General features: G+C 72.4%; 12 protein-coding genes. 8 read left to right on the top strand and 4 right to left on the bottom strand.

The window, feature by feature from the left end; translation table 11 throughout:
* Nucleotides 1–322 precede the first annotated feature (322 nt).
* From ACFYY1_RS27965 to ACFYY1_RS27990, 6 genes are read left to right on the top strand one after another with little or no spacing between them, the layout of a single operon-like run.
* Nucleotides 323–7243 carry an SDR family oxidoreductase gene (locus tag ACFYY1_RS27965; protein ID WP_388590744.1) on the top strand — a complete coding sequence of 2307 codons (6921 nt, stop codon included), beginning with the start codon at nt 323–325 and terminating at the stop codon, nt 7241–7243.
* Nucleotides 7244–7287: 44 nt separating this feature from the next.
* A complete protein-coding gene (locus tag ACFYY1_RS27970) occupies nt 7288–11766 on the top strand; it encodes a beta-ketoacyl synthase N-terminal-like domain-containing protein (protein WP_388590534.1) in 4479 nt (1492 codons plus the stop codon).
* Complete coding sequence (locus ACFYY1_RS27975) at nt 11763–12089, top strand: acyl carrier protein (RefSeq protein WP_266727011.1); 327 nt, start codon at nt 11763–11765, stop codon at nt 12087–12089. The genes ACFYY1_RS27970 and ACFYY1_RS27975 overlap by 4 nt, the downstream gene beginning before the upstream one ends.
* A 3-nt stretch (nt 12090–12092) precedes the next feature.
* Entirely contained in the window at nt 12093–12920 is an 828-nt protein-coding gene (locus tag ACFYY1_RS27980) for an alpha/beta fold hydrolase (protein ID WP_388590535.1), read from the top strand.
* Complete coding sequence (locus tag ACFYY1_RS27985; RefSeq protein WP_388590536.1) at nt 12917–14212, top strand: glycosyltransferase; 1296 nt, start codon at nt 12917–12919, stop codon at nt 14210–14212. The genes ACFYY1_RS27980 and ACFYY1_RS27985 overlap by 4 nt, the downstream gene beginning before the upstream one ends.
* On the top strand, nt 14209–15276 hold the full coding sequence (locus ACFYY1_RS27990; RefSeq protein WP_388590538.1) for a class I SAM-dependent methyltransferase: 1068 nt from the start codon (nt 14209–14211) through the stop codon (nt 15274–15276). The genes ACFYY1_RS27985 and ACFYY1_RS27990 overlap by 4 nt, the downstream gene beginning before the upstream one ends.
* A gap of 93 nt (nt 15277–15369) precedes the next feature.
* On the opposite strand, the gene ACFYY1_RS27995 is transcribed toward ACFYY1_RS27990, so the two are convergent.
* Entirely contained in the window at nt 15370–15801 is a 432-nt protein-coding gene (locus ACFYY1_RS27995) for an SgcJ/EcaC family oxidoreductase (protein ID WP_388590539.1), read from the bottom strand.
* A gap of 100 nt (nt 15802–15901) precedes the next feature.
* Nucleotides 15902–17005, bottom strand: coding sequence for a PP2C family protein-serine/threonine phosphatase (locus ACFYY1_RS28000; protein ID WP_388590541.1), 1104 nt, complete (start codon nt 17003–17005; stop codon nt 15902–15904).
* A gap of 602 nt (nt 17006–17607) precedes the next feature.
* Between ACFYY1_RS28000 and ACFYY1_RS28005 the strand changes: the two genes are divergently transcribed.
* Both ACFYY1_RS28005 and ACFYY1_RS28010 read left to right on the top strand, forming a co-directional pair.
* Nucleotides 17608–19224 carry a phosphodiester glycosidase family protein gene (locus tag ACFYY1_RS28005; RefSeq protein WP_388590543.1) on the top strand — a complete coding sequence of 539 codons (1617 nt, stop codon included), beginning with the start codon at nt 17608–17610 and terminating at the stop codon, nt 19222–19224.
* 55 nt (nt 19225–19279) lie between these two features.
* The gene (locus tag ACFYY1_RS28010; protein WP_388590545.1) at nt 19280–20308 is read left to right on the top strand and encodes an alpha/beta hydrolase; all 1029 of its coding nucleotides are present in this window, start codon (nt 19280–19282) and stop codon (nt 20306–20308) included.
* Between the two features lie 63 nt (nt 20309–20371).
* Here the strand turns inward: ACFYY1_RS28010 and ACFYY1_RS28015 are convergent, their stop codons facing one another.
* Together ACFYY1_RS28015 and sbnA are read right to left on the bottom strand one after the other, a co-directional pair.
* Nucleotides 20372–20830 carry a CBS domain-containing protein gene (locus ACFYY1_RS28015; RefSeq protein ID WP_388590547.1) on the bottom strand — a complete coding sequence of 153 codons (459 nt, stop codon included), beginning with the start codon at nt 20828–20830 and terminating at the stop codon, nt 20372–20374.
* Nucleotides 20831–20953: 123 nt separating this feature from the next.
* The gene (gene sbnA, locus ACFYY1_RS28020) at nt 20954–21961 is read right to left on the bottom strand and encodes a 2,3-diaminopropionate biosynthesis protein SbnA (protein ID WP_388590746.1); all 1008 of its coding nucleotides are present in this window, start codon (nt 21959–21961) and stop codon (nt 20954–20956) included.
* Between the last annotated feature and the right edge of the window lie 36 nt (nt 21962–21997).

A 21997-nucleotide genomic window follows, 5' to 3' on the forward strand; every position in this document is an offset into this window, starting at 1 on the left:
CCAGCCAATCCCCAACTGGCCGCAGAGTAAAGGAAGTTGCAACAGTCCAGGTGAACGATGCCTGGTCGGGAACGAATTCAGCCGTTCTCCTGCGGCCATGCCTTCCGCTCGCGAGCGACGGGGTCGAAAAAGACGGTTGCCGATCGTTCACTCGCACCTTGACCGGTGAGTAACCACGCCACTACCTTTCAATCCGCTTCGAACACACGCTTCATATCGGCGTTCCGCGGTGGGCTTTTCCCTGCAGGAAGCCGGTGAGCCGCCATGTCTGTTTCTGTACAGGACCCCCCACCGTGCAGTCTCACCCTTGATTCGGAGAATGATGAACTCCGCTGTGCGTTCCGAAGAAATGATCATCGGTATCACTCCGTACGGTGAGCCCGATGCCGGGCTCACCCTGGCGGTCGGCCGGGCCGGCGGTCTCGGTGTGCTCGATCTCGGGGCCGGCGACCGCAGAGCCCGCGAGGCCCTCGCCCGACTGCGGCGCACGGCTTCGGGCGGGTTCGGCGTCCGGGTCGACGCGCACTGCCGGCTCACTCCGGCCGACCTGGCTCCGGACGGTCCGCACACCGTGGTCCTCGCGGCCGCGGCGGCGTCCGGGGAGGCGGGCACGGCCTGGACGATCGCCGGGCTCACGGCGCGGTTTCGCGTCCTCGTCGAGGTCACCGGCCTGGAAGAAGCACGCGACGCGTTACGCGCCGGGGCGCACGGACTGATCGCTCGCGGCACCGAATGCGGCGGCCGGATCGGTGAGTTGAGCACCTTCGTCCTGCTCCAGCGACTCCTCGCCGCACCCGAGGTGAACCGGCCCGTATGGGCGTGCGGCGGCATCGGCCCTCGAACGGCCGCCGCCGCGGTGGCCGGCGGAGCGGCAGGCGTCGTCCTCGACGGCCAACTCGCGCTGCTCGCCGAGTCGGCGCTGCCCGAACCGGTCGCCGCAGTGCTGCGCACCAGCGACGGCTCGGAGACCGTCGTCCGGGCCGGCCACCGTGTCCTGCTGCGGCGGGGCCCGGACACCCCGCGCCTCGCGGAGGGTGCCGGACCGCAGGAGGTGGCGGCGCTGCTGGGCGGGCGGGATCCGCGTACCCAACTGCTCCCGGTGGGCCAGGACGGCTTCCTCGCCACCTTGTTCGCGGAGCGGTGGGGCGATGTGCGCCGCACGGTGCGCGCGCTGCGGGAAGCCGTGCTGGGCGCCGTCCGGGACGACACGGCAGCACGGGCGCTGCGGCCCGGGTCTCCGATGAGCCTGGCACTCGGCACCCGGCTCCCCGTCGCACAGGGGCCGATGACAAGGGTGAGCGACGGACCCGCTTTCGCCGCGGCGGTGGCAGCGGACGGGGCACTGCCCTTCCTCGCCCTGGCGCTGGCGGACGGCACGCGGACGCGGACGATGCTGACCGAGACCCGGGACGCGGCGGCCGGCCGGCCCTGGGGCGTGGGAGTCCTCGGCTTCGCGCCGGAGGACGTGCGTACGGCCCAGCTGGAGGCCGTACGGGAGGTGCGGCCGACTCACGCGATCATCGCCGGTGGCCGGCCGTCCCAGGCACAGGCCCTGGAGCAGGACGGCATCCGGACCTTTCTGCACGTGCCCTCACCGGGGTTGTTGCGGCAGTTCCTCCAGGCCGGGGCGCGCCGGTTCGTGTTCGAGGGCTCGGAGTGCGGCGGGCATGTGGGGCCGCGCGGCAGTTTCGCGCTCTGGGAGGCCCAACTGGCCGTCCTGGAGGACTTCCTGGAGAGTCACGAGGCCACAGACCTGGAAGTGTTCTTCGCGGGCGGCGTGCACGACGAGCGGTCGGCGGCGATGGTCGCCGCACTGGCCGAGCCGCTGACCGCGCGTGGCGTGGCCGTCGGTGTACTGATGGGCACCGCGTATCTGTTCACCGAGGAGGCCGTTGCCCACGGGGCGGTCCGGCCGCTCTTCCAGCAGCAGGTCCTGGAGGCCGAGCGCACCACGCTGCTGGAGTCGGCGCCGGGGCACGCGACACGGTGTGTGCCGAGTCCGTTCACCACCGGCTACCGCGACCAGGAGGCCCGGCTGCGCGCCGAGGGCGTGCCGGACCGGCGGATCTGGGAGGAGCTGGAGAGGCTCAACGTCGGCCGGCTGCGGATCGCCAGCAAGGGCGTCGACCGGTCAGCCGACGGCTGCCTCGCTCCGGTCGACGAGCGGCGCCAGCTCGCCGAGGGGATGTTCATGGCCGGTGAGGTGGCCGTGCTGCGCTCGGCGACCACGACCGTCGCAGCACTGCACGAGCAGGTCACCACGGGCGCCGCCGAGCACCTCGCCCTGCGGACGGCGCAGTACGCCCCGGCGCGCGAGGCGCGGGAGCAGGCCGCGCCCGCTCCGCTCGACGTCGCCGTCGTCGGGATGGCGTGCATGTTCCCCGAGGCGCCCGACCTGCCTGCCTTCTGGGCGAATGTGGTCGCCGGAGTGGACGCGGTGAGCGAGGTCCCGCCCGAGCGCTGGGACCCGGCCGTCCACCATGGCGAGTCCACCCCGTCGAAGTGGGGCGGCTTCCTGCCGCGCATCCCCTTCGACCCGCTGCGCTACGGCATCCCGCCGACGTCGCTCGGCAGCACCGAGCCGGTGCAGCTGCTGTCCCTGGAGGCCGCCCGGCGGGCTCTGGAGGACGCCGGATACGGCGACGGGGGACGGGAGTTCGACCGCTCCCGCACTTCCGTGGTGTTCGGCGCCGAGGCGGGCAGCGATCTGTCGAACGCGGCCACGCTGCGGGCGGTGCTGCCCTCGTACTACGGCCGCGTCCCCGCTGGCCTGGACGACCAGCTCCCCGGACTCACCGAGGACTCCTTCCCCGGCATGCTCGCCAACGTCATCTCGGGCAGGATCGCCAACCGGCTCGATCTCGGCGGTGCCAACTACACCGTCGACGCCGCCTGCGCCTCGTCACTGGCAGCGGTGGACGTCGCCTGCAAGGAGCTGACCGGCGGCACCTCCGACGTGGTGCTGTGCGGCGGCGCCGACCTGCACAACGGCATCAACGACTACGTCCTGTTCTCCTCCGTGCACGCCCTGTCCCCCACCGGCCGCTCACGTGCCTTCGACGGCTCGGCGGACGGCATCGCGCTCGGCGAGGGCATAGCCTGCGTCGTCCTCAAGCGGCTCGCCGACGCCGAGCGGGACGGCGACCGGATCTACGGCGTCGTCAAGGGCCTGGGCTCCTCCAGCGACGGCCGCGCGCTCGGTCTGACCGCGCCCGGGCCCGAGGGCCAGCGCTCGGCGCTGGAACGCGCCTATCGCAACGCCGGCGTCTCACCGGCGGACGTCGGTCTCGTCGAGGCGCACGGCACCGGGACGGTCGTCGGTGACCGCACCGAACTGCGCATCCTCAGCGAGGTGTTCACCGAGTCCGGGGCGGAACCGGGCGGCTGCGCACTCGGCTCGGTGAAGTCGCAGATCGGCCACACCAAGTGCGCCGCCGGTCTCGCCGGAATGATCAAAACGCTGCTGGCCCTGTACACCGGCGTCCGGCCGCCCACCCTGCACGTCGACGATCCCAACCCGGCCTGGGAAGCGGACAGCAGCCCCTTCGCCTTCCACACCGAGGCCCGGCCATGGGCGGCGCCCGCGCAGGAACGGATCGCCGGAGTGAGCGCGTTCGGCTTCGGCGGGACCAACTTCCACGTGGTGCTGGCCGCCCACGCCGGCGGCGTACCGCCCGTGCGGGGACTGGACGTCTGGCCCGCCGAACTGTTCGTGTTCCGCGGCCGGGACGAGGCCGCGACCCGCCGGGCGATGGAGGAGCTCCTCACCATCGCCCAGCCCCAGGGCCGGCCGTGGCGGCTACAGGACGTCGCGCTGAGCGCGGCCCGGCGGGCGGACGCGAGCGGGGACCCGGCCCGGGTCGCCATCGTGGCGACGGACGTGGACGACCTGGTCGAGAAGGTGCGGCAGATCCTGGCCGATCCCACCGCGCACACCCCGGCACGCGGCATCCACCGGGCCGGCACCGGCGACCCGGACGGCGCCAAGGTGGCCTTCCTCTTCCCCGGCCAGGGCAGCCAGCGCACCGGCATGCTGGCCGACCTGTTCGTCGCCTTCCCCGAGCTGCGCCCCTATCTGGAACTCGCCCGCGCCCACGCCGACACCCTGTATCCGCCCGCAGCCTTCGACGACACCGTACGAGAGAGGCAGCGGGCCGCGCTGACCGACACCCGCGTGGCACAGCCCGCCCTCGGCGTCACGGGACTCGCCGCGCACGCCGTGCTCACCGCGGCCGGCGTGCAGCCGGACATGGCCGCCGGACACAGCTACGGCGAGCTGGTGGCCCTGTGCGCGGCCGGCGCGATGACCCCCGAGACGCTGCTGGAACTGAGTACGGAGCGAGCCGCGGCGATCCTTCGGGCCGCGCGGTCCGCCCAGGGAGACGGGGAAGATCCCGGCACCATGGCCGCGGTCTCGGCCGGCGCCGAGGACGTGGCGCAGGCGCTCAGGGCGGCGTCCGCCCCGGACAGTGTTGTCGTCGCCAACCGCAACTCGCCCGGCCAGACGGTGATCTCGGGACCGACGGAGGCCGTCACCGAGGCCGTCCGGCTGCTGCGCGAGGCCGGCCACGGTGCCAAGCGCATCCCCGTGGCCTGCGCCTTCCACAGCCCGCTGGTCGCCGCCGCCTGTGACCGGTTCGCCGAGGCGCTCGCGGCCCGGCCGGTGCACGCGCCCGAATTCCCGGTGTGGTCCAACCGCACGGCCACCCCGTACGCCGCCGACGGTGACGCGGTGCGGGCCGGACTCGCCGCCCAGATCGGTGCCCCGGTCGCCTTCGCCGAGCAGATCGAGGCGATGTACGAGGCCGGGGCACGCATCTTCGTCGAAGCCGGCCCCGGCTCGGTCCTGACCCGGCTGGTCGGGCAGATCCTCGGCGACCGCCCGCACCGCACGGTGGCCTGCGAACCACGGCCGGGCAGCGGCCTGCGCGGCTGGCTCGACGCCCTGGCCGAGCTCGCCGTCGCGGGGCTGCCGGTGCGCGCCGGGTGGCTGCTGCGCGGCCGGAACGCGGTGGACGCGGCACGGACCCCGGCGCCGAAGGTCCCCGGATGGACGGTCGACGGACAACTGGTCCGCACCGCCGACGGCGCCCTCCTCACCGGTGCGCTCGCACCGGCCCGACGAGTCACACAGACCCTGGAGACGACTGTGACGACGAACTCCCCGCACGGCGCACCGTCCGACCAGGACACCCTCATCTCCGAATTCCTGCGCACCAGCCGCGAGATGATCGCCGCCCAACGGGACGTGCTGCTCACCTACCTCGGATCCGCCCCGGGCGCGCGGCCCGCCCCGTCCCCGACGGCCCCGCAGGTGATCCAGGCCGTGCCGCAACTCGCCCCGGCGCAGCCGCCGATGAAGGACCCGGAGCGGGACGCACCGTCCACCGCCATGGAGCCGGCGGCCGCGCAGCACGCCGGGGCGGCCGATGTCCAGCGGCTCGTGCTGGAGATCATCAGCGAGCGCACCGGCTATCCCGTGGACATGATCGAGCCCGACCTCGACCTGGAGGCGGACCTCAGCATCGACTCCATCAAGCGGGCGGAGATCGCGGGCGAACTGGCCCGGCGCCTGGGTGCCGGGGCCGGTACCGACCTCGCCGCGCTGGACGACGACGCGCTGGAGGAGCTGGCGAAGGCGCGGACGGCCGCCGCGGTGACCGACTGGCTGACCGCCCGGATGAGCGGACCGGCCGAGCGGACCGGCGCCCCGGCGGCGGTGGAGCCCGGACCGGACGCGGCGGTGGAACCCGGACCGGACGGGATCACCGTCGAGCCGCCCGGACGGCACCTCCTGCGCCCGGTCCTCCTCGACGAGCGGGACGACGCCGGCACCGACCCGTCGTCCGTTCTCGCGGGCACCCGCTGGATCCTGCTCGGCGACACCCCCGAGGTCGCCGCCCGCCTGGCGTCCCACGGCGCCGAAGTCTCCGCTCGGGCGCAGGACCACGTACTGACGGAGACCGACGGCCCGGTGGACGGCGTGCTGTGGTCAGGGGCGCTCGCGGGCACCGACGACACGCCCCTGCTGCCCGCCTCGTTCCCCGTGCTGAAGGCCGCCCTGGCACGCGCCCCGCGCTGGCTGCTGGCCGTCCGGCCCGCCGACGGCGAGGCGCCCGACCCCCGGACCGCTGGGCTGCGGGGCCTGTTCCGGACCGCGGCGCACGAGTTTCCACGGACGGTGGCCCGGATCGTCGAGGTCGCCGACTCCGCACCGCCCGCGCTCGCGGACGCCGTGATCGCCGAGACCGTCGCGTCGGACCGGACACCGGTCGTGCTGCGGACGGCGGCAGGCCGGCACGGCTTCGAACTGGTGGCGGCGCCGCTCGGCGTGCTCGGCAGCACGGGCGCCGGACCGGCCGGGGCGGGCGCCCCGGAAGCCACCGCCCTCGGCCTGGACCAGGACTCGGTGGTACTGCTGGCAGGAGGGGCACGAGGTATCACCGCACAGTTCGCCGCCGTGCTCGCCGGCGCCGCCCGCTGCCGCCTGGAACTCCTCGGCCGTACGCCCGCCCCGGACGGTCCGGAGGCCCCGGACACCGCGTCCGCGCGTACCCCGGCCGAGCTGCGCGCCGCGCTCGCCGCCCGCGGCGGAATGAAGCCGGCCGAGATCAACCGCTCCGCCGAACTGCTGCTCGCCCAGCGGGAGATCACGTCCACCCTGACCGAGATCACCGCATCGGGCGGCCGGGCCCGCTACCGGTCGGTCGACTTCCGCGAGCCGGACGCGGTACTGCAGGCGGTGAAGGAGATCCATGCCGAGCACGGCCGGCTCGACGGCGTGGTGCACGCGGCCGGGGTGATCGAGGACCGGCTCATCGCCGAGAAGAGCACGGAGTCCTTCCGACGCGTCTACGCGACCAAGGCGACCGGCGCCGACGCCCTGCTCACCGCATTGGAGGAACTGCCCGCACCGCCCGCGTTCACCGTGCTGTTCGGCTCGATCTCGGCCGTCCTGGGCAATCGCGGCCAGGTGGACTACGCGGCCGCCAACGACGCGCTGGAGACCCTCGGCGCGGCCTTCGCCGCCCGCACCGGACGACGCGCGGTGACCGTGCACTGGGGCCCCTGGGCGCCCTCGGCCGGTCACAGCGGCATGATCGGGGCCGAGCTGGCCCGGGAGTACGCCCGCCGCGGCATCCGGCTCATCGACCCGGAGGAGGGGACCGCGGCGCTGCTGCGGGAGCTCGCCTGGGGCGAGGAGTCCGCCACCGCCGTCGTCTACACCGCCTCGGGCTGGTGACGGTCGTGACGGCGCCGCCCCGACACGGTCGTGGCACGCAGGCCATGGCCGCACGACAAGTGCCGGTGGCCATCGTCGGGATGGCGGTGCTGCTGCCGGGCGCCGCGGACCTGGACGCCTACTGGCGCAACCTGCGCGACGGCGTGGACGCGATCGGCGCGGTACCGGAAGGGCGTTGGGACGCCGAGTACTACCACCCGGGCACCGCCTCCGACCCGGCCGTCGCGCACCGGGTCTACGCCCGCCGGGGCGGGTTCGTGGACGGACTCGCGCAGGTGGAGGTCACCCGGTTCGGGATCATGCCGAACTCGGTGGCCGGTACCGAGCCCGACCAGCTCATCGCCCTGCACGTGGCCTCGGCCGCCCTCGACGACGCGGGGGGCACGGACCGCCTCCCCGACCGGGGACGGGTCGGCATCGTCCTGGGCAGGGGCGGCTATCTCACGCCCGGCCTCGTCCGGCTCGACCAGCGGGTCCGCACGGCCGGCCAACTGGTCCGCACCCTGGCGGAGTTGCTCCCGGACCTGACGGGGGACCAACTCGCAGGAGTGCGCCAGGCATTCACCGAGCGTCTCGGCCCGGACAGTCCCGAGTCCGCGATCGGGCTGGTGCCCAATCTCGCCGCCTCCCGGGTCGCCAACCGGCTCGATCTGCGCGGCCCCGCGTACACGGTGGACGCCGCCTGCGCCTCCTCACTGGTCGCCGTGGACCAGGCCGTGGGCGAACTCGCCTCCGGACGGTGCGACGTGATGCTCGCCGGCGGCGTCCACCACTGCCACGACATCACGCTGTGGAGCGTCTTCTCCCAGCTGCGCGCGCTCTCCCCGAGCCAGCGCATCCGGCCCTTCCACCGGGACGCCGACGGCATCCTGATCGGCGAGGGGACGGGCGTCGTCGTCCTCAAGCGGCTGACCGACGCCGAGCGTGCCGGAGACCGGATCTACGCAGTGGTCCGGGGCACCGGAGTGGCGAGCGACGGACGGGCGGCCGGTCTCATGAACCCCGAGCCCGGTGGTCAGGCGCAGGCGGTGCGGCAGGCATGGCGGGCGGCCGGACTCGACCCCGCCGAGCCGGGCTCGGTCGGCCTGCTGGAGGCGCACGGCACCGCGACCCCGGCAGGCGACAGCGCCGAACTCACCACGCTCGCCGAGGTGTTCGGCCCCGGAGACGGTGACGCGGTGCTGGGATCGGTCAAGTCGATGATCGGGCATGCCATGCCGGCCGCCGGAGTCGCCGGACTAGTCAAGGCCGCACTCGCCCTCCACCACCGCACACTCCTTCCGACCCTGCACTGCGAGGAACCGCACCCCGCCCTGGCCCGCACCCGGTTCCGTACCCTGGAGAAGGCCGCCGACTGGGAGACCACCGCGCGCGGGCCCGTGCGCCGGGCCGCCGTCAACGCGTTCGGCTTCGGCGGGATCAACGCGCACGTGGTGCTGGAGGAGGCCCCGGGCGACCACGGGTTCCGCGCGAGCGCACCGGCCCGGCCGGTCGCCGAGGTCACCGAGCCCGAGCATGTCCTGCTGCTCGCCGCCGACTCCCCGGCACACCTCGCCGCCCTGCTCGACGCCGACGACGACACCGTACGGGCGGCCGGTCTCGCACCCGGCCACCCGCACCCGGAGGCGGGCCCCGCCCGTCTCGGCATCGTCGGACCGAACGCCAAACGGCTCGCGCTGGCCCGCCGCGCGATCGCCCGGCAGCGGGGCTGGCACGGACGCAGCGACGTCTGGTTCCGGCCCAGCCCCCTCCTGGGCGCCGGCCACGGCCGACTGGCCTTCCTGTTCCCGGGCCTGGAGGGCGAGTTCACCCCGCAGGTCGACGACGTCGCCGCCCATTTCGGTCTGCCTGCCCCCACGGTCGACGGAAACCGGACCGCAGACGTGGGCCGGCACGGTTTCGGCGTGGTCGCCGTCGGCCGCCTCCTCGACGCGGCGCTGCGCCGCAGCGGGATCGTGCCGGACGCGGTCGCCGGACACAGCGTCGGCGAGTGGACGGCCATGGCGGCGGCCGGGTTGTACGCCGGGGACGAGGTCGACGCGTTCATGGCCGCCTTCGACCCCGACTCGGTGACGGTCCCCGGACTCGCCTTCGGTGCGATCGGCGCCGCCGCCGAGCACGTCCTGGCCGCCCTGCGCGACGAGGGAGGCAACCGGGCGGGCCTGGTCCTCTCCCACGACAACGCCCCCGGTCAGTCGATGGTGTGCGGTCCGCAGGCGGCGGTCGAGGACTTCGTACGGGCACGTCGCGCCCAGGGCGTCCTCAGCCAGGTCCTGCCGTTCCGCTCGGGCTTCCACACGCCGATGCTTCGCCCCCACATCGGACGGATCGAGGAGGCCGCCCGCCGGTTCCGGCTGCATCCGCCGCACACCCCGCTCTGGTCGGGCACGACCGCCGCGCCGTTCCCCGAGGACGAGGCGGGGATCCGGGCTCTCTTCGTCCGGCATCTGCTGGAACCCGTGCGGTTCCGGCAGCTGACCGAGGCCCTGGACGCGGCCGGCCACCAGGTGTTCGTCCAGGTCGGCCCGGGTCAGCTCGGCTCCCTGGTGAGCGACACCCTGGGCGGTCGCGACCACCTGGTGGTCGCCGCCAACTCACCCCACCGCACCGGCCTCGCCCAGTTGCGCCGGGTGGCCACCGCGTTGTGGACGGCGGGCGCGACGGTGGCGCCCTCCTTACGCCCCGTCGAAGCGGCGACCACACGTCGACGGCCGTCGGTGCGGCTGGACTTGAGCGGTGCTCTGGTGTCCCTCCCGGCCCAGCGGCTCCCCGAACTGCGCGCCGGGCTGCGGGCGTCCTCGCGTGCGGCGGCCCCGGCCGGCCCGTCGCCGCTGGACGCCCTCGCCGAGAGCTCCCCGGTGGCCGCCGAACTGAGCGCCCTGCTGAGCGAGACCGCGGACACGGCCCTCGCCCTCATGTCCGCGCGGACGGGGACACCTGCGTCCGACCCGTCCGCCGGGCCGCGGTACACCACCGTCCGTGTCTCGCCCGACACCATGCCCTACCTCCTGGACCACTGCTTCTTCCCCCAGCGGCCCGGCTGGCCCGAAGTCGCCGACCGGTGGCCGGTCGTCCCGGCCACGACGATCGTGCAGCACATCGTGGACGCCGCGCGGGAGACGGTCCCCGGCGGGCTGCCGGTCGCCGTGCACGGCGCGCGGTTCGAGGAGTGGCTCACCGCCACCCCGGCCGTCGACGTGCCCGTGACCGTGGAGCCGAAGGGACCGGGCCTTCGCGCCGTCTCCTTCGGCCCGCGGGCCCGCGCCACGGTGGAGCTGGCCGCCGCGTACCCCACCCCGTCCCCGGCCCCATGGGCCACCGATCCCGGCACCGAGCACGCCCCCGACCACACCGCTGCCCAGCTCTACACCGAGCGCTGGATGTTCCACGGTCCGGCCTTCCAGGGCGTCAGCGAACTCATCGCGATCGGCGACCGCCATGTGCGCGGACGCCTCACCACCCCTTCCGCGCCCGGCGCGCTGCTGGACAACGTCGGCCAGCTTCTCGGCTACTGGATCATGGCGACCCGTTCCGAGCGCACCGTCGTGTTCCCGGTCGGGATGCGGGAGATGCGGTTCTACGGGCCGCATCCGGCGCCGGGCACCGAGGTGGAATGCCTGGTGCGCGTCACCTCGCTCACCGACGCCTCTCTGGAGGCCGACGTACAGCTGAGGGCCGGGGACACCGTGTGGGCGGAGCTGTACGGCTGGCAGGACCGCCGCTTCGACAACGACCCGCAGACCCGTCCCGTCGAGCGCTTCCCGGAACGCAACACCCTGTCCGAGCCGCGCCCCGGCGGCTGGCGGCTGCTGCACGAGCGGTGGCCGGACCTGGCGTCCCGGGAGCTGATCATGCGCAACTCCCTGGGCGGTGCGGAGCGCGCGGAGTACGCGCACCACGCGCCGCGCGGGCGCCGGCAGTGGCTGCTCGGGCGCATCGCGGTCAAGGACGCGGTGCGGCAGTGGCTGTGGGACCACGGCGAAGGCCCCGTCTTCCCGGCGGAACTGCGGGTGCACAACGACGAAACGGGCCGTCCGTACGTCACCGGCGTGCACGGACGGACCCTGCCCCCGCTGGACGTCTCGCTGGCCCACTGCGCGGAGGCAGCCGTCGCGATCGTCCGGCCGCACCGGACCGGCCCCGGCCCCGGCATCGACATCGAGGAGGTCACCGATCGCACCCCGCAGGCCCTCGCCGCCGCCCTCGACGCGGACGAGCTGCGGCTGCTGCGCCGCCTGTCGGCCGGCACCGGCGAGAGCGAGGCCCTGTGGTTCACCCGCTTCTGGGCTGCCAAGGAGTCCGTCGCCAAGGCGGAGGGCACCGGATTCGGCGGCCGTCCGCGGGACTTCACCGTGCTCGACGCGACCCCGGCCGGCGACCGGATGGCCGTCGCGGGCCGCCTGGAAGGCGCCTACACCGTGCACTGCGTGCCGGCCACCAACCCGCCCCGGCTGCCGGAGCGCGCGTACGCGGTGGCATGGACGACGGGAAACCCGACCGCTAAGGAGTACGACGTCCGATGAATGCTCCCACCCCCCACACCCCTGTCACCGCTGACGAGGAGTCCGTACTCGCCGACCTCACCGGCATGCTGGCGCGGCTCCTGGAGGACGAGTACGGCCTGGACGACGTCGAGATCGGCATGAGGACGACCTTCAACCGTGACCTGGAGCTGGAGAGCATCGACCTCGTCACCCTGGCCGGGCTGCTCCAGGAGCGGTACGGAGACCGGGTCAACTTCGCGGAGTTCCTGGCCGGTATGGAGTTCGACGAGATCATCGAACTGACCGTCGGACGGCTGGTCGAGTACGTCGTGACCAGCCTGAAGGCCGGGGAGGCGAGCTGAGCCATGGTGATGGTCGACACCGGCGCCGTCCGGTTGCACGTCCAGCGGATCGGTCCCCGGGAGGGCCGGCCGGCCACCGCCACCGTAGTGCTGGTGCACGGTCTGCTCACCGACAGCCTGGCCAGCTACTACTTCACCGTCGCACCCGCGTTCGCGGCCGCCGGTCTCGATGTCGTCATGTACGACCTGCGCGGCCACGGGCGCAGCGAACGCCCCGCCGAGGGCTACACGGTCGAGCACAACATCGACGACCTGGAGGCGCTGCTCGACCGGCTGGCGTTGACCGGTCCGGTGCATCTGGTCGGCAACTCCTTCGGCGGCACGATCGCTTTCGGCTTCGCGGCCCGGTGCCCCGAGCGGACGGCGAGCGTCAGCCTCATCGAGTCCGAACCTGCCACCGCCGCCTGGGCCGAGAAGCTGGGAGACATCCTGGACCGCGTCGTCACCCAGCTCGCCCACAACGAGCCCGACGCGATCGCCTGGATCAACACCCACCGCGGGCACAACACCGCGCGCCTGGCCAAGGGCGCGGCCCGACTGGCCCGCGACACCACCCTCGGCCGGGACATCCCGGCCAGCCGCGTCCTGACGGCCGGCCAGATCGCGGCAGTGCGCTGTCCGGTGCTCGGCCTGTACGGCGGCGACTCCGATCTCGCCGAACTCGCTCCCTGGCTCGCGTCGACGCTTCCGGACTGCCGGACCGTGGTGATCCCGGGGCACGAGCACTCGGTCCTGGTGGAGGACTCCGGGACGGTCGGCCGGCACATCCTGGCACGCGTCGAGGAGGCCGGCCGCACCGCCGGGCGGGTGGCGGCGGAGGTGGCCGGGTGAGCCGCTTCCTCTTCGTCGTCCCGCCCCTGGTCGGGCACATCAACCCGACCGTCGGTGTCGCCGCCGAACTCGTCGCGGCAGGACACGCGGTGGCCTGGGTGTGTCCCGATCCGGCGCTGGTCGGCCGGCTCGCGGGCCCCGGGGCCGGGCCCGTCATGGCGTGCGCCGGGGCACCCCGGGGCGAGCGGCCGACCGGGCTGCGCGGTCCGGAGGCGCTGAAGTTCCTCTGGGAACGGTATCTGCTGCCACTGGCCGAGTCGATGGCCCCGGGGGTCCGGGCCGCCGTGGAAGCGTTCCGGCCGGACGTCGTCGTCGCCGACCAGCAGGCATTCGCGGGTGCGCTGACCGCGGAACGGCTGGGCCTGCCGTGGGCGACCTCGGCGACCACGTCGGCCGAGTTCACCGACCCCCTCGCCGGGCTTCCCAAGGTCGCCCAGTGGCTGCGGCAGCGGCTGGCCGTGCTCAGGGAGGCCGTCGGGGACCCGGCGGGCACGGCCGACCCCCGCTTCTCACCGCATCTCGTCCTCGCTTTCAGCACACCGGAACTGGCGGGTTCGGCGCACGACGGGATCTGCTGGGTCGGTCCGTCGATCACGGCGCGTCCTCCCTCCGCCGGCTTCCCGTGGGAACGGCTCGACGCCGGCCGCACCACCGTCCTGGTCACCCTGGGCACGGCGAACACCGACGCCGGCGGCCGCTTCCTCGACGTGTGCCGGAGCGCGCTGCGCGAGCGGGCCGACCGGGTACAGGCGGTGATCGTCGATCCTGGTGGCGTGCTCCCGCCGCGGGACGGCGACAAGGATGTGCTGATCGTGCCCTCCGTGCCGCAACTCGCCCTCCTGGAAAGGGGGGTTGGCGCAGTCGTCTGCCATGCCGGCCACAACAGTGTGTGCGAGGCCCTGTGGCACGGGGTTCCCCTCGTGGTGGCTCCCATCCGAGATGACCAGCCGGTGGTGGCCGGACAGGTCGTGGACGCCGGAGCAGGGGTACGGGTGCGGTTCGGGCGGGTCACCGTCCAGAAACTGGCCTCGGCGGTCGACTCCGTCCTGGACGACACCGCATACCGCGACGGGGCCCACCGGATCCGTGCGGCGTTCCGTTCCGCGGGCGGGGCCCGTGCCGCCGCGCGCCACCTCGGTGATCTCGCCGTGCGCCGGACGAGCAGTGCCGCGGCCCGGGAAGGCTCCGCCACATCCACCCGGGCGGCCACGACTGCGACCGACACTCTCACGCACCGCGAATCAGCCGGTGCGACCCCACGACGTACGGGAACAGCCAGGGAGTCCAGATGAGCGAAGACACCGAGTCCGCTGACCGGATCGCCCGGCTGCGGCCCGCCTATCAGGCGGACATCGCGGCCGGCTGGGAGCGCTTCTTCGAGCCGCGCCGCACCGACTGCCCATGGTGCGGCGCACAGGAGCTGACCACCCGGCTGCGCACCACCGACCTGCTCCAGCACAAGCCGGGCCGTTTCGTTCTCGACCGCTGCGAGGGCTGCGGTCACACCTTCCAGAACCCTCGGCTCAACGCGCAGGGACTGGACTTCTACTACCGGGACTTCTACGACGGGCTCGGCGAGAAGCAACTCGGTGACACCTTCGGGGGCCGTACCAAGATGTACCGGGGGCGTGCGGAGTCGATGCTGCCGTACGACTCCGCCCCGAAGCGATGGCTGGACGTCGGGACCGGACACGGCCACTTCTGCGCGGCCGCGCGGGCGGTGCTGCCCCACACCGTGTTCGACGGGCTCGACTTCACCGACGGCGTCGAACTGGCCGAGCGGGAGGGCCGGGTGGACCGTGGCCACCGGGGCAGTTTTCCCGACCTCGCACCCGAACTGGTCAGCCACTACGACGTGGTGAGCATGTTCCACTACCTGGAGCACAGCACCGAGCCCGAGCGTGAACTGCGCGCCGCACGGGAGACGGTACGGCCCGGCGGGCATCTCCTCATCGAGGTGCCGGACCCCGAGAGCCGCTACGGGAGGCTGCTGGGCCGTTGGTGGCTGCCCTGGCTCCAGCCCCAGCACCTGCACTTCGTCCCGGTGGCCAATCTGCGGGAACGGCTCACGGAAATGGGCTTCACCGTGGTCGCCGAACAGCATGCCGAGCCGCACGACCCGGTCGACCTGCTGGCCGCCGTGTGGCTGGTGCTGAACCATGTGGCCCCGCGCGACGATGCGCCGTGGCTGCCCGAGCCACCGAGCCGGCTGCGCCGCCTGCTGCGCGGGGCGCTGCTGGTCGCGGGCATTCCGGCGCTGGTGGTGGGCACCCTGCTCGACCGGTTCGCGGTGCGGCCGCTGTCGTACCGGCTCCGGGTGTCGAACGCGTACCGGATCGTGGCCCGGCGCGACTGACGGGCAAGGCGAGGTGCCGCCCGGCGCCGGCTGCTCGGCGCGGGTTCCCCGCGCCATCGGCTCCGGGCAGCAGGCCCGCATCAGGGCCGGGCGTCAAACGGCCTGCGGGGCGACGGCCATGTTCTGGCCGGCCACGATGCGCCAGCCGTCCGCCTGCTCGGCGATCACGTAGAGCGTCGCCCCCCACGGACCGTCGACAGGATTGCCTGTGCTGTCGGTGGGCGCCTGCACCACGTTCACCGCGATCACGTCGGGGGCTATCTCCAACATCTTGACCACGTCGTACCGGGCGAAGGAGTCGCGCAGGAAGCTCTTCAGCGCCGGAGCGCTGAACTCGGCGATGGCTTCCCTGCCGTCAAGACGCGTGCCCCTCGCGTTGGTCCAGGAGGCGTGTTCGGTGTACTGCTCGCCCAGCGCAACCGGGTCCTTCGCGTTGAAGGCCCTCTCCAGGCGCTTCACCACACCGGTCACCGCACTCCGGGTCTCCGGTGAAATCGTCCCCACGACAAGAATGTCGATCGTCATGACAGTGCCCTTCTTCGTGCCGAATCGCTGAGGTGGTGGCTGCGAACGCCGCCGTCGTCCACCCCACGACATCAACCGCGATCGAGGTCAAGCCCGGCGATCAGCCTTCCGGGCACTGCTGTTCGGGCAGGTGATAGACGGCGAGGGCCGCGGTGTCGTCGTGGAGGTGGTTGCCGCTGTAGCCGAGGAGATCCTGGTGCAGGCGGTCGAGGAGTTCCCGGGGCTGGAGAGGGCCCCAGGACTGGACACGCCGGCGCAGGGGGTAGAAGGCTCCGGTGCGGTCGCGTGCTTCGGTGACGCCGTCGGTGTAGAGCAGCAACTGGTCGCCCGGACCGAACGGGTACTCATCGACCCGGTAGGCCTCTGTGAGGTGCATGCCCAGGTTGAGGGGCGGTGCGGGGTCGGCCGTCTCCAGTTCGGTGACGCCGTCGGAGCGGATGAGGAGGGGTGGGGGGTGGCCGCAGTTGACGATGCGGACCACGGGACGGCTGGGGATCTCCGCGAAGACAGCGGTGACGAAGCGCTCGCCCACGTCGCTTCCGGCCAGGTGGGCGGCCCTGCGATTCATGCTGGTCTCCGCCCGGCGGGCAACGGCGGCGAGGTCGGGTTCGTCGTGGGCGGCCTCGCGGAACGCGCCGAGGAGAGTGGCGGCCGTCTCGACGGCGGGGAGTCCCTTGCCGCGGACGTCGCCGATGACGATGCGCAGTCCGTACGTGGTGGGGACGGCCTCGTACAGGTCACCGCCGATGCGTGCTTCCGCAGCGGCGGACAGGTAGAGGTCTTCCACCAGAAGTGGGCCGATGCGGTGCGGGACCGGGCTCAGCAGGACATGCTGCGCGATCTCGGCCACGAAGCGCACGTTGGCGAGGGTGCGTTCCCGGCGCACGCGGTGGGCAGCCAGGAATGTTCCGAGGACGCCGACCACGGCGGTGCTCAGGTAGGTGGCCACGTAGTGGCGCTCCCACATGTAGCTCACCTGGCGGCCCGCGCAGCAAGGGGTGCCGGCCAGGACTCCTTCGAGGGCGATCGTGAACACGGTGATGCCGACGACGACAGCGGGGCCGTGGGCGAAGGCTGCGATCACGGGAAGGGCGATGAGCAGGAAGCTCACCGGCCACTGCACGGGCGTGAGGGGTTCGAGCACCAGGATGCCCGCGACATAGCAGGCCGGCAGCCACCGCATCCACGCGGGCGCGGGCGGCACCTGCGGGCCCCCACCGTCGGGCGGCGTCGCCCGGCCACTCGCCGCCCCGGGGCGGCCCGGCCACCTCACTGCTCATCCCGTCGCGGAGCGAGCGGCACGAGCGCGGACGCCGTCCAGCCGGAGGACGAAGCCGCCGTACGCGCCCGCATGTGGGCGTTGCTCCTGTCGGCTCCACTCGAACAGCCTGTACACGCGGGACTCCTGGCACCTGAGGTGGGCAAGACGTCCATCCTGCGGCCCCGCAACGTTCCGGGCCGACCATTGCTCCAGCCAATGGCATGTCAGGCCCTTCGCGCGGGGGCCTCCGCGCCCTTCGTCGAGCCCGAGGTGATCACGCGGCGGTTGCCTCGGGCAGGCGTGTTTCCCAGAAGGTGCCATTGAGGCAGGGCGCCGTATGCGTGGGCTGCCGGCCGTGCTGCCCGGTCGGCTGGTCGCCCGCTTCTGGGAGGCAGGTCCCTCCGGCCGGACCCGTTCGGGCCTGTCACGGCCTGCTGACATGGTTGAACTGCCCTGTGCCGACGAGGAGATGGACGTGCACACGTCTTGACTGGTGGCCGCTGCCGCACGCACCGTTGCGGGGCAGTTCCTTCCAAGGGGGGTACGTGAACAGCAAGTGGCTCGGTGCGTGTACGGGGCTGGCCCTCTTCGCCGTGGTGGGCGCCCTGCCGGCGCCCGCTTCCTCCGAGCCTCGGCCGGGGCCGACGCATGCCCTGCCGCTGGGCGCCGCCGGCTTGGCCGAGACCCGTAGCACGCGGACGTTGCAGCCCGGTGTCACTCTCACGCGGATCGTGCGCGGTGCCGACGCCCCGGCGCTCGCGTGGACGGTCGAGGTCTCCATACCCGGCGGCGTCACCTCGCCGGACCCCGACGCGCCGCCTACGGCGCTGAAGGACCGGGCGAGCGCCGACGAGCTGGCTGCTGACCTGAAGGAGGACGGTTTCGATGCCCGGGTCGAGGAGGTCACGACTCCGGCGGTCGCCGACTACGCCGGTGGAACGCTGGGATGGCGGGTCCGGGTCGGGCGGTTCGACTCGCAGTCCGCCGGGATGTCGGAGCGCACCAGGCTGAGAGGTGGCGGGTACGCAGGGTCCGTCGTGTACACCGGCTGGGACGGAAGCCCGGCGGACCGTGGCCCGTGGCGGATCGACGTGCTCACCATCGACCCGGCCCGGTTCCGCGGCGGGCTCAAGGCATCGTACGGTTCCGATCTGGAAAACCGCGAGAAGACCAGCGAGCTGGCAGTCGCTGCCGGTGCGACCGCGGCGGTCAACGGCGGGTTCTTCGTCCTCGACCCGAACGCCGGAGCCCCGGGCGATCCGGCCGGCATCGGCGTCTACGACGGCCGGCTGCTGAGCGAGCCGGTGAACGGGCGCCCCGGCCTGGTGATGCGAGACTCCGGCCGGCACAGCGCGGTTGCCCGGCTCAGCTGGAAGGGACGGGTGGTCGGCCGGGACGCGTCACAACCCCTGGACGGCGTCGACCGCGTACCGGGCTTGATCAGGAACTGTGGCGGCACCGCCGACGACGATCCGACCTCGCTGCCCCTGCACGACGTGACCTGCACCGACCGCGACGAACTCGTGGCGTTCACGGCGGATTACGGACGGCGGACACCACAGGGCGACGGCCTGGAGGCCGTACTGGACGCCCGTGGACGGGTCCTCGAACTCCGCTCACCGCGTGGCGGACCGCTACCGGCCGGTGGCAGCTCCGTGCAGGCGACCGGCACACGCGTCGCCGAGCTGGCCGACCTGACGCAGGTCGGCCGACCTCTGCGCATGGAGGGGACGTTGCGGGACGGCAGCGGTCGCAAGGTCTCCCCGTCACCGGCCACCAGCATCCTCAACGGCGGTCCCGAACTGGTCCGCGACGGGCGGCTGCATGTCACGCCTGCCACCGACGGAATGGTGCAGCCCGGCAACGCGAGCTTCTACTACGGCTGGGTGCACAAGCGCAATCCACGCACGCTCGCCGGGGTGGACACCGCCGGCAGGACCGTGTTCGTCACTGCCGACGGACGCAGCACGGCTGCGCTCGGGCTGAGCATTCCCGAGAGCGCCGCCGTGGCCAGGGCACTCGGCCTGCGCGACGCGGTCAATCTCGACGGCGGCGGGTCGACCACGATGGTGGCCGACGGAGAAGTGATCAACACGCCGTCCGACGCGACCGGTGAACGCCCCGTCGGGGACGCACTGTTGATCCTGCCGGAGCGAGGCTGACCCGGCTCGAACCGAGAACACCGGAGCCAGATACCACCGACCGACGGGAGCCGCCATGACCGCCATCCCGCTCCACCGATTCCGCCTCCTGCTCGTCCTTCTCACGCTGCTGTCGGCCCTCGCATCGACTCCGCCGGCGCACGCCACCGCGTCGACGGTGTCACCTGCCTGGCAGGCCGGTGGGCCGGGTGTCCCGCCCCGGGGTGCGGAGGTCGTCGCGGTCACCCGGGTCGCCGACCGGCAGGTCGACCTGTCCGTGCGTTCACCGGCCCTCGGAGGGCGGACGGTGAATGTACGTCTGCTCACGCCCGATGGCTGGGACCCGGGCGACCGGAGCCGGCACTGGCCGACGCTCTGGCTGCTGCACGGCTGCTGCGGGGACTACACGTCGTGGACCGCTCGGACCGACATCGCCCGGACCGACAGCCTGCGTGACGTCCTCGTGGTCATGCCGGAGGCCGGCTGGAACGGCTGGTACAGCGACTGGTGGAACTACGGCCGGGGCGGTGATCCGGCGTGGGAGACCTTCCACACCAAGGAACTTCGCCTGCTCCTCGAGCACGGCTGGGGGGCGAGCGGGAACCGCGTCGTGGCGGGACTTTCGATGGGCGGCCAGGGAGCTCTGCTGTATGCCGCCCGGCACCCCGGAATGTTCAAGGCGGTCGCGGCCTACTCCGGTTCCGTGCACCCTTTGCTCAACGACGAGTCCACCAACCGCATCATGGGGTTCTTCGCCGGTCAGGGCAACGACCCGCTGAGGGTCTGGGGCGACCCCGTCGCACAACGTGACGTCTGGGCGGCCCACGATCCGTTCCACCTGACCACACGCCTCAGGTCGATCCCCGTCTACCTTTCGTGCGGTGACGGCACCACCGGCCCCTTGGACCCGCCGGGCAGCACGAGCGCACTCGAGGCGGATTTCAACCGGCAGAACCAGGCCCTCGCGAGCGAACTCGAACGCACGGGCGCGAAACATGTCACGACCAACTTCTACGGACCGGGGACCCACGGCTGGCCGTACTGGCAGCGTGAGTTGCACTCCTCGCTACCGATGCTGCTCCAGGCCATGAGGACCGACGGCTGAACGGCCGGGCGCCGACAGCACGGATCACACCCCGGGCCGGAGCCTGTGAGGTTCGGCCCGGCCTCAGCCCGCGGAGCGGCCGGACATCCCGGCGCTCGTGTACACGCGGCTCGCGAACTCGGCGATCTGTTCGTCGCTCAGATTCTTCGCAAGATTCGCCTCCGTGATCATGCCGATCAAACGGTGGCCGCCCTGCACGTCGATCACCGGCAACCGCTTGATCTGGTGTTCCTCCATCGTTCTCAGGACATCGCTCGCGTCCGCCTGGGCATCGATCCAGTGCACCTTGGCCATGAGTGATCCGGCCTGCACGGTCGCCGGGTCGATACCCTCGGCGCAACACTTGACGACGATGTCACGGTCGGTGATCAAGCCTGTGAGCCTGTTGTTGTCGCCGCAGATGGGCAGGCAACCGACGTTCAGATCGCGCATCATCTTTGCCGCGTCGAACAGCGACTGGTGTGCGCCGACGCACTGCACGCCGGCGGACATGATGTCTCGCGCTCGCAGTTTCGCACCCATGTCTTCCTCCCGTTCCGACTGTGTTGCCTCCTCCGTCATCGATCACAACACGAATGACCCAGCACCGCTCCTCAAAAGCGTCGGCGATACAGGGATCCCGAGCGTTGCGCCCGGCCGACGGCCCTACCGTGTTGTCGGCGGAGGGGCGGCGACCCAGGAATGGGCGGTCTCCTTGTCGGAGTCGAGCACGTTCTCACCGTAGAGATCCTGCAGCCAGTTGGTCTGGTAGATGGTGTCGAGATAGCGCTCGCCGAGGTCCGGGGCGACGGCCACTGCGGTGAGTTCGCTCGCGTCGTTCCGGGTCAACCACTCCGTTGCGCCACTGATCACCGTGCCGGTGGAGCCGCCGAACAGGAATCCGCGCCTGGCCAGCCGATGGCAGGCACGTATGGTGTCCGCCTCCTCGACAAGGATGACCTCGTCGACATAGGACTCGTCGAGCAGCGGCGGGCGCATGCTCATGCCCAGGCCGGGAATCATCCGGGGTCCCGGCGAACCGCCGAAGGACACCGAGCCGACGCTGTCCACCGCGATGATCTGCACCGGCCGGTGCCATCCCCGGAAGTAGCGCGCGCAGCCCATCAGGGTCCCGGTGGTGCCGGCTCCGACGAACAGCACGTCCAGCCGCGGGAACTGCCGGGCGACCTCCGGCGCGGTCGTACGGTAGTGCGCCTTCCAGTTGCTCGGATTGGTGTACTGGCTGAGCCACACATATCGGTCGTCGGAGGCGCACAGCTCGCGGAGGTAGTCGAGCCGCGCGCCGAGAAAGCCGGAGTCCGGTCGCGGTTCGGCGAGCACGTGCACCTTGCTGCCCAACGCCTCCATCATCATTCTGTTCGACAGATTGCCGCGGGAGTCCGTCACGCACAGGAACTGGTAGCCCTTGCTCGCCGCAATCACGCTCAGCGCCACGCCGAGGTTTCCGGACGAGGACTCGACCAGGATCGATTCCGGTGTCAGGATTCCGTCGCGCTCAGCAGCTTCCACCATCGCGGTCGCGGCCTTCAGCTTGATCGAGCCGGCGAAGTTGAAGCCCTCACACTTCAGGAAGAGCGAATGTCCGAAGATCGACTGGAGGTCGACATAGAGATCCTCTTCGTTGAAGCCGTAGGGAGTGGATATGACGGGCACCATGGTCTCCTCTGTCTGGAGCAGAGCAGTTTCGGA

Origin of the sequence: Streptomyces sp. NPDC001890, from assembly GCF_042891445.1 — a bacterium.
Classification (GTDB): domain Bacteria; phylum Actinomycetota; class Actinomycetes; order Streptomycetales; family Streptomycetaceae; genus Streptomyces.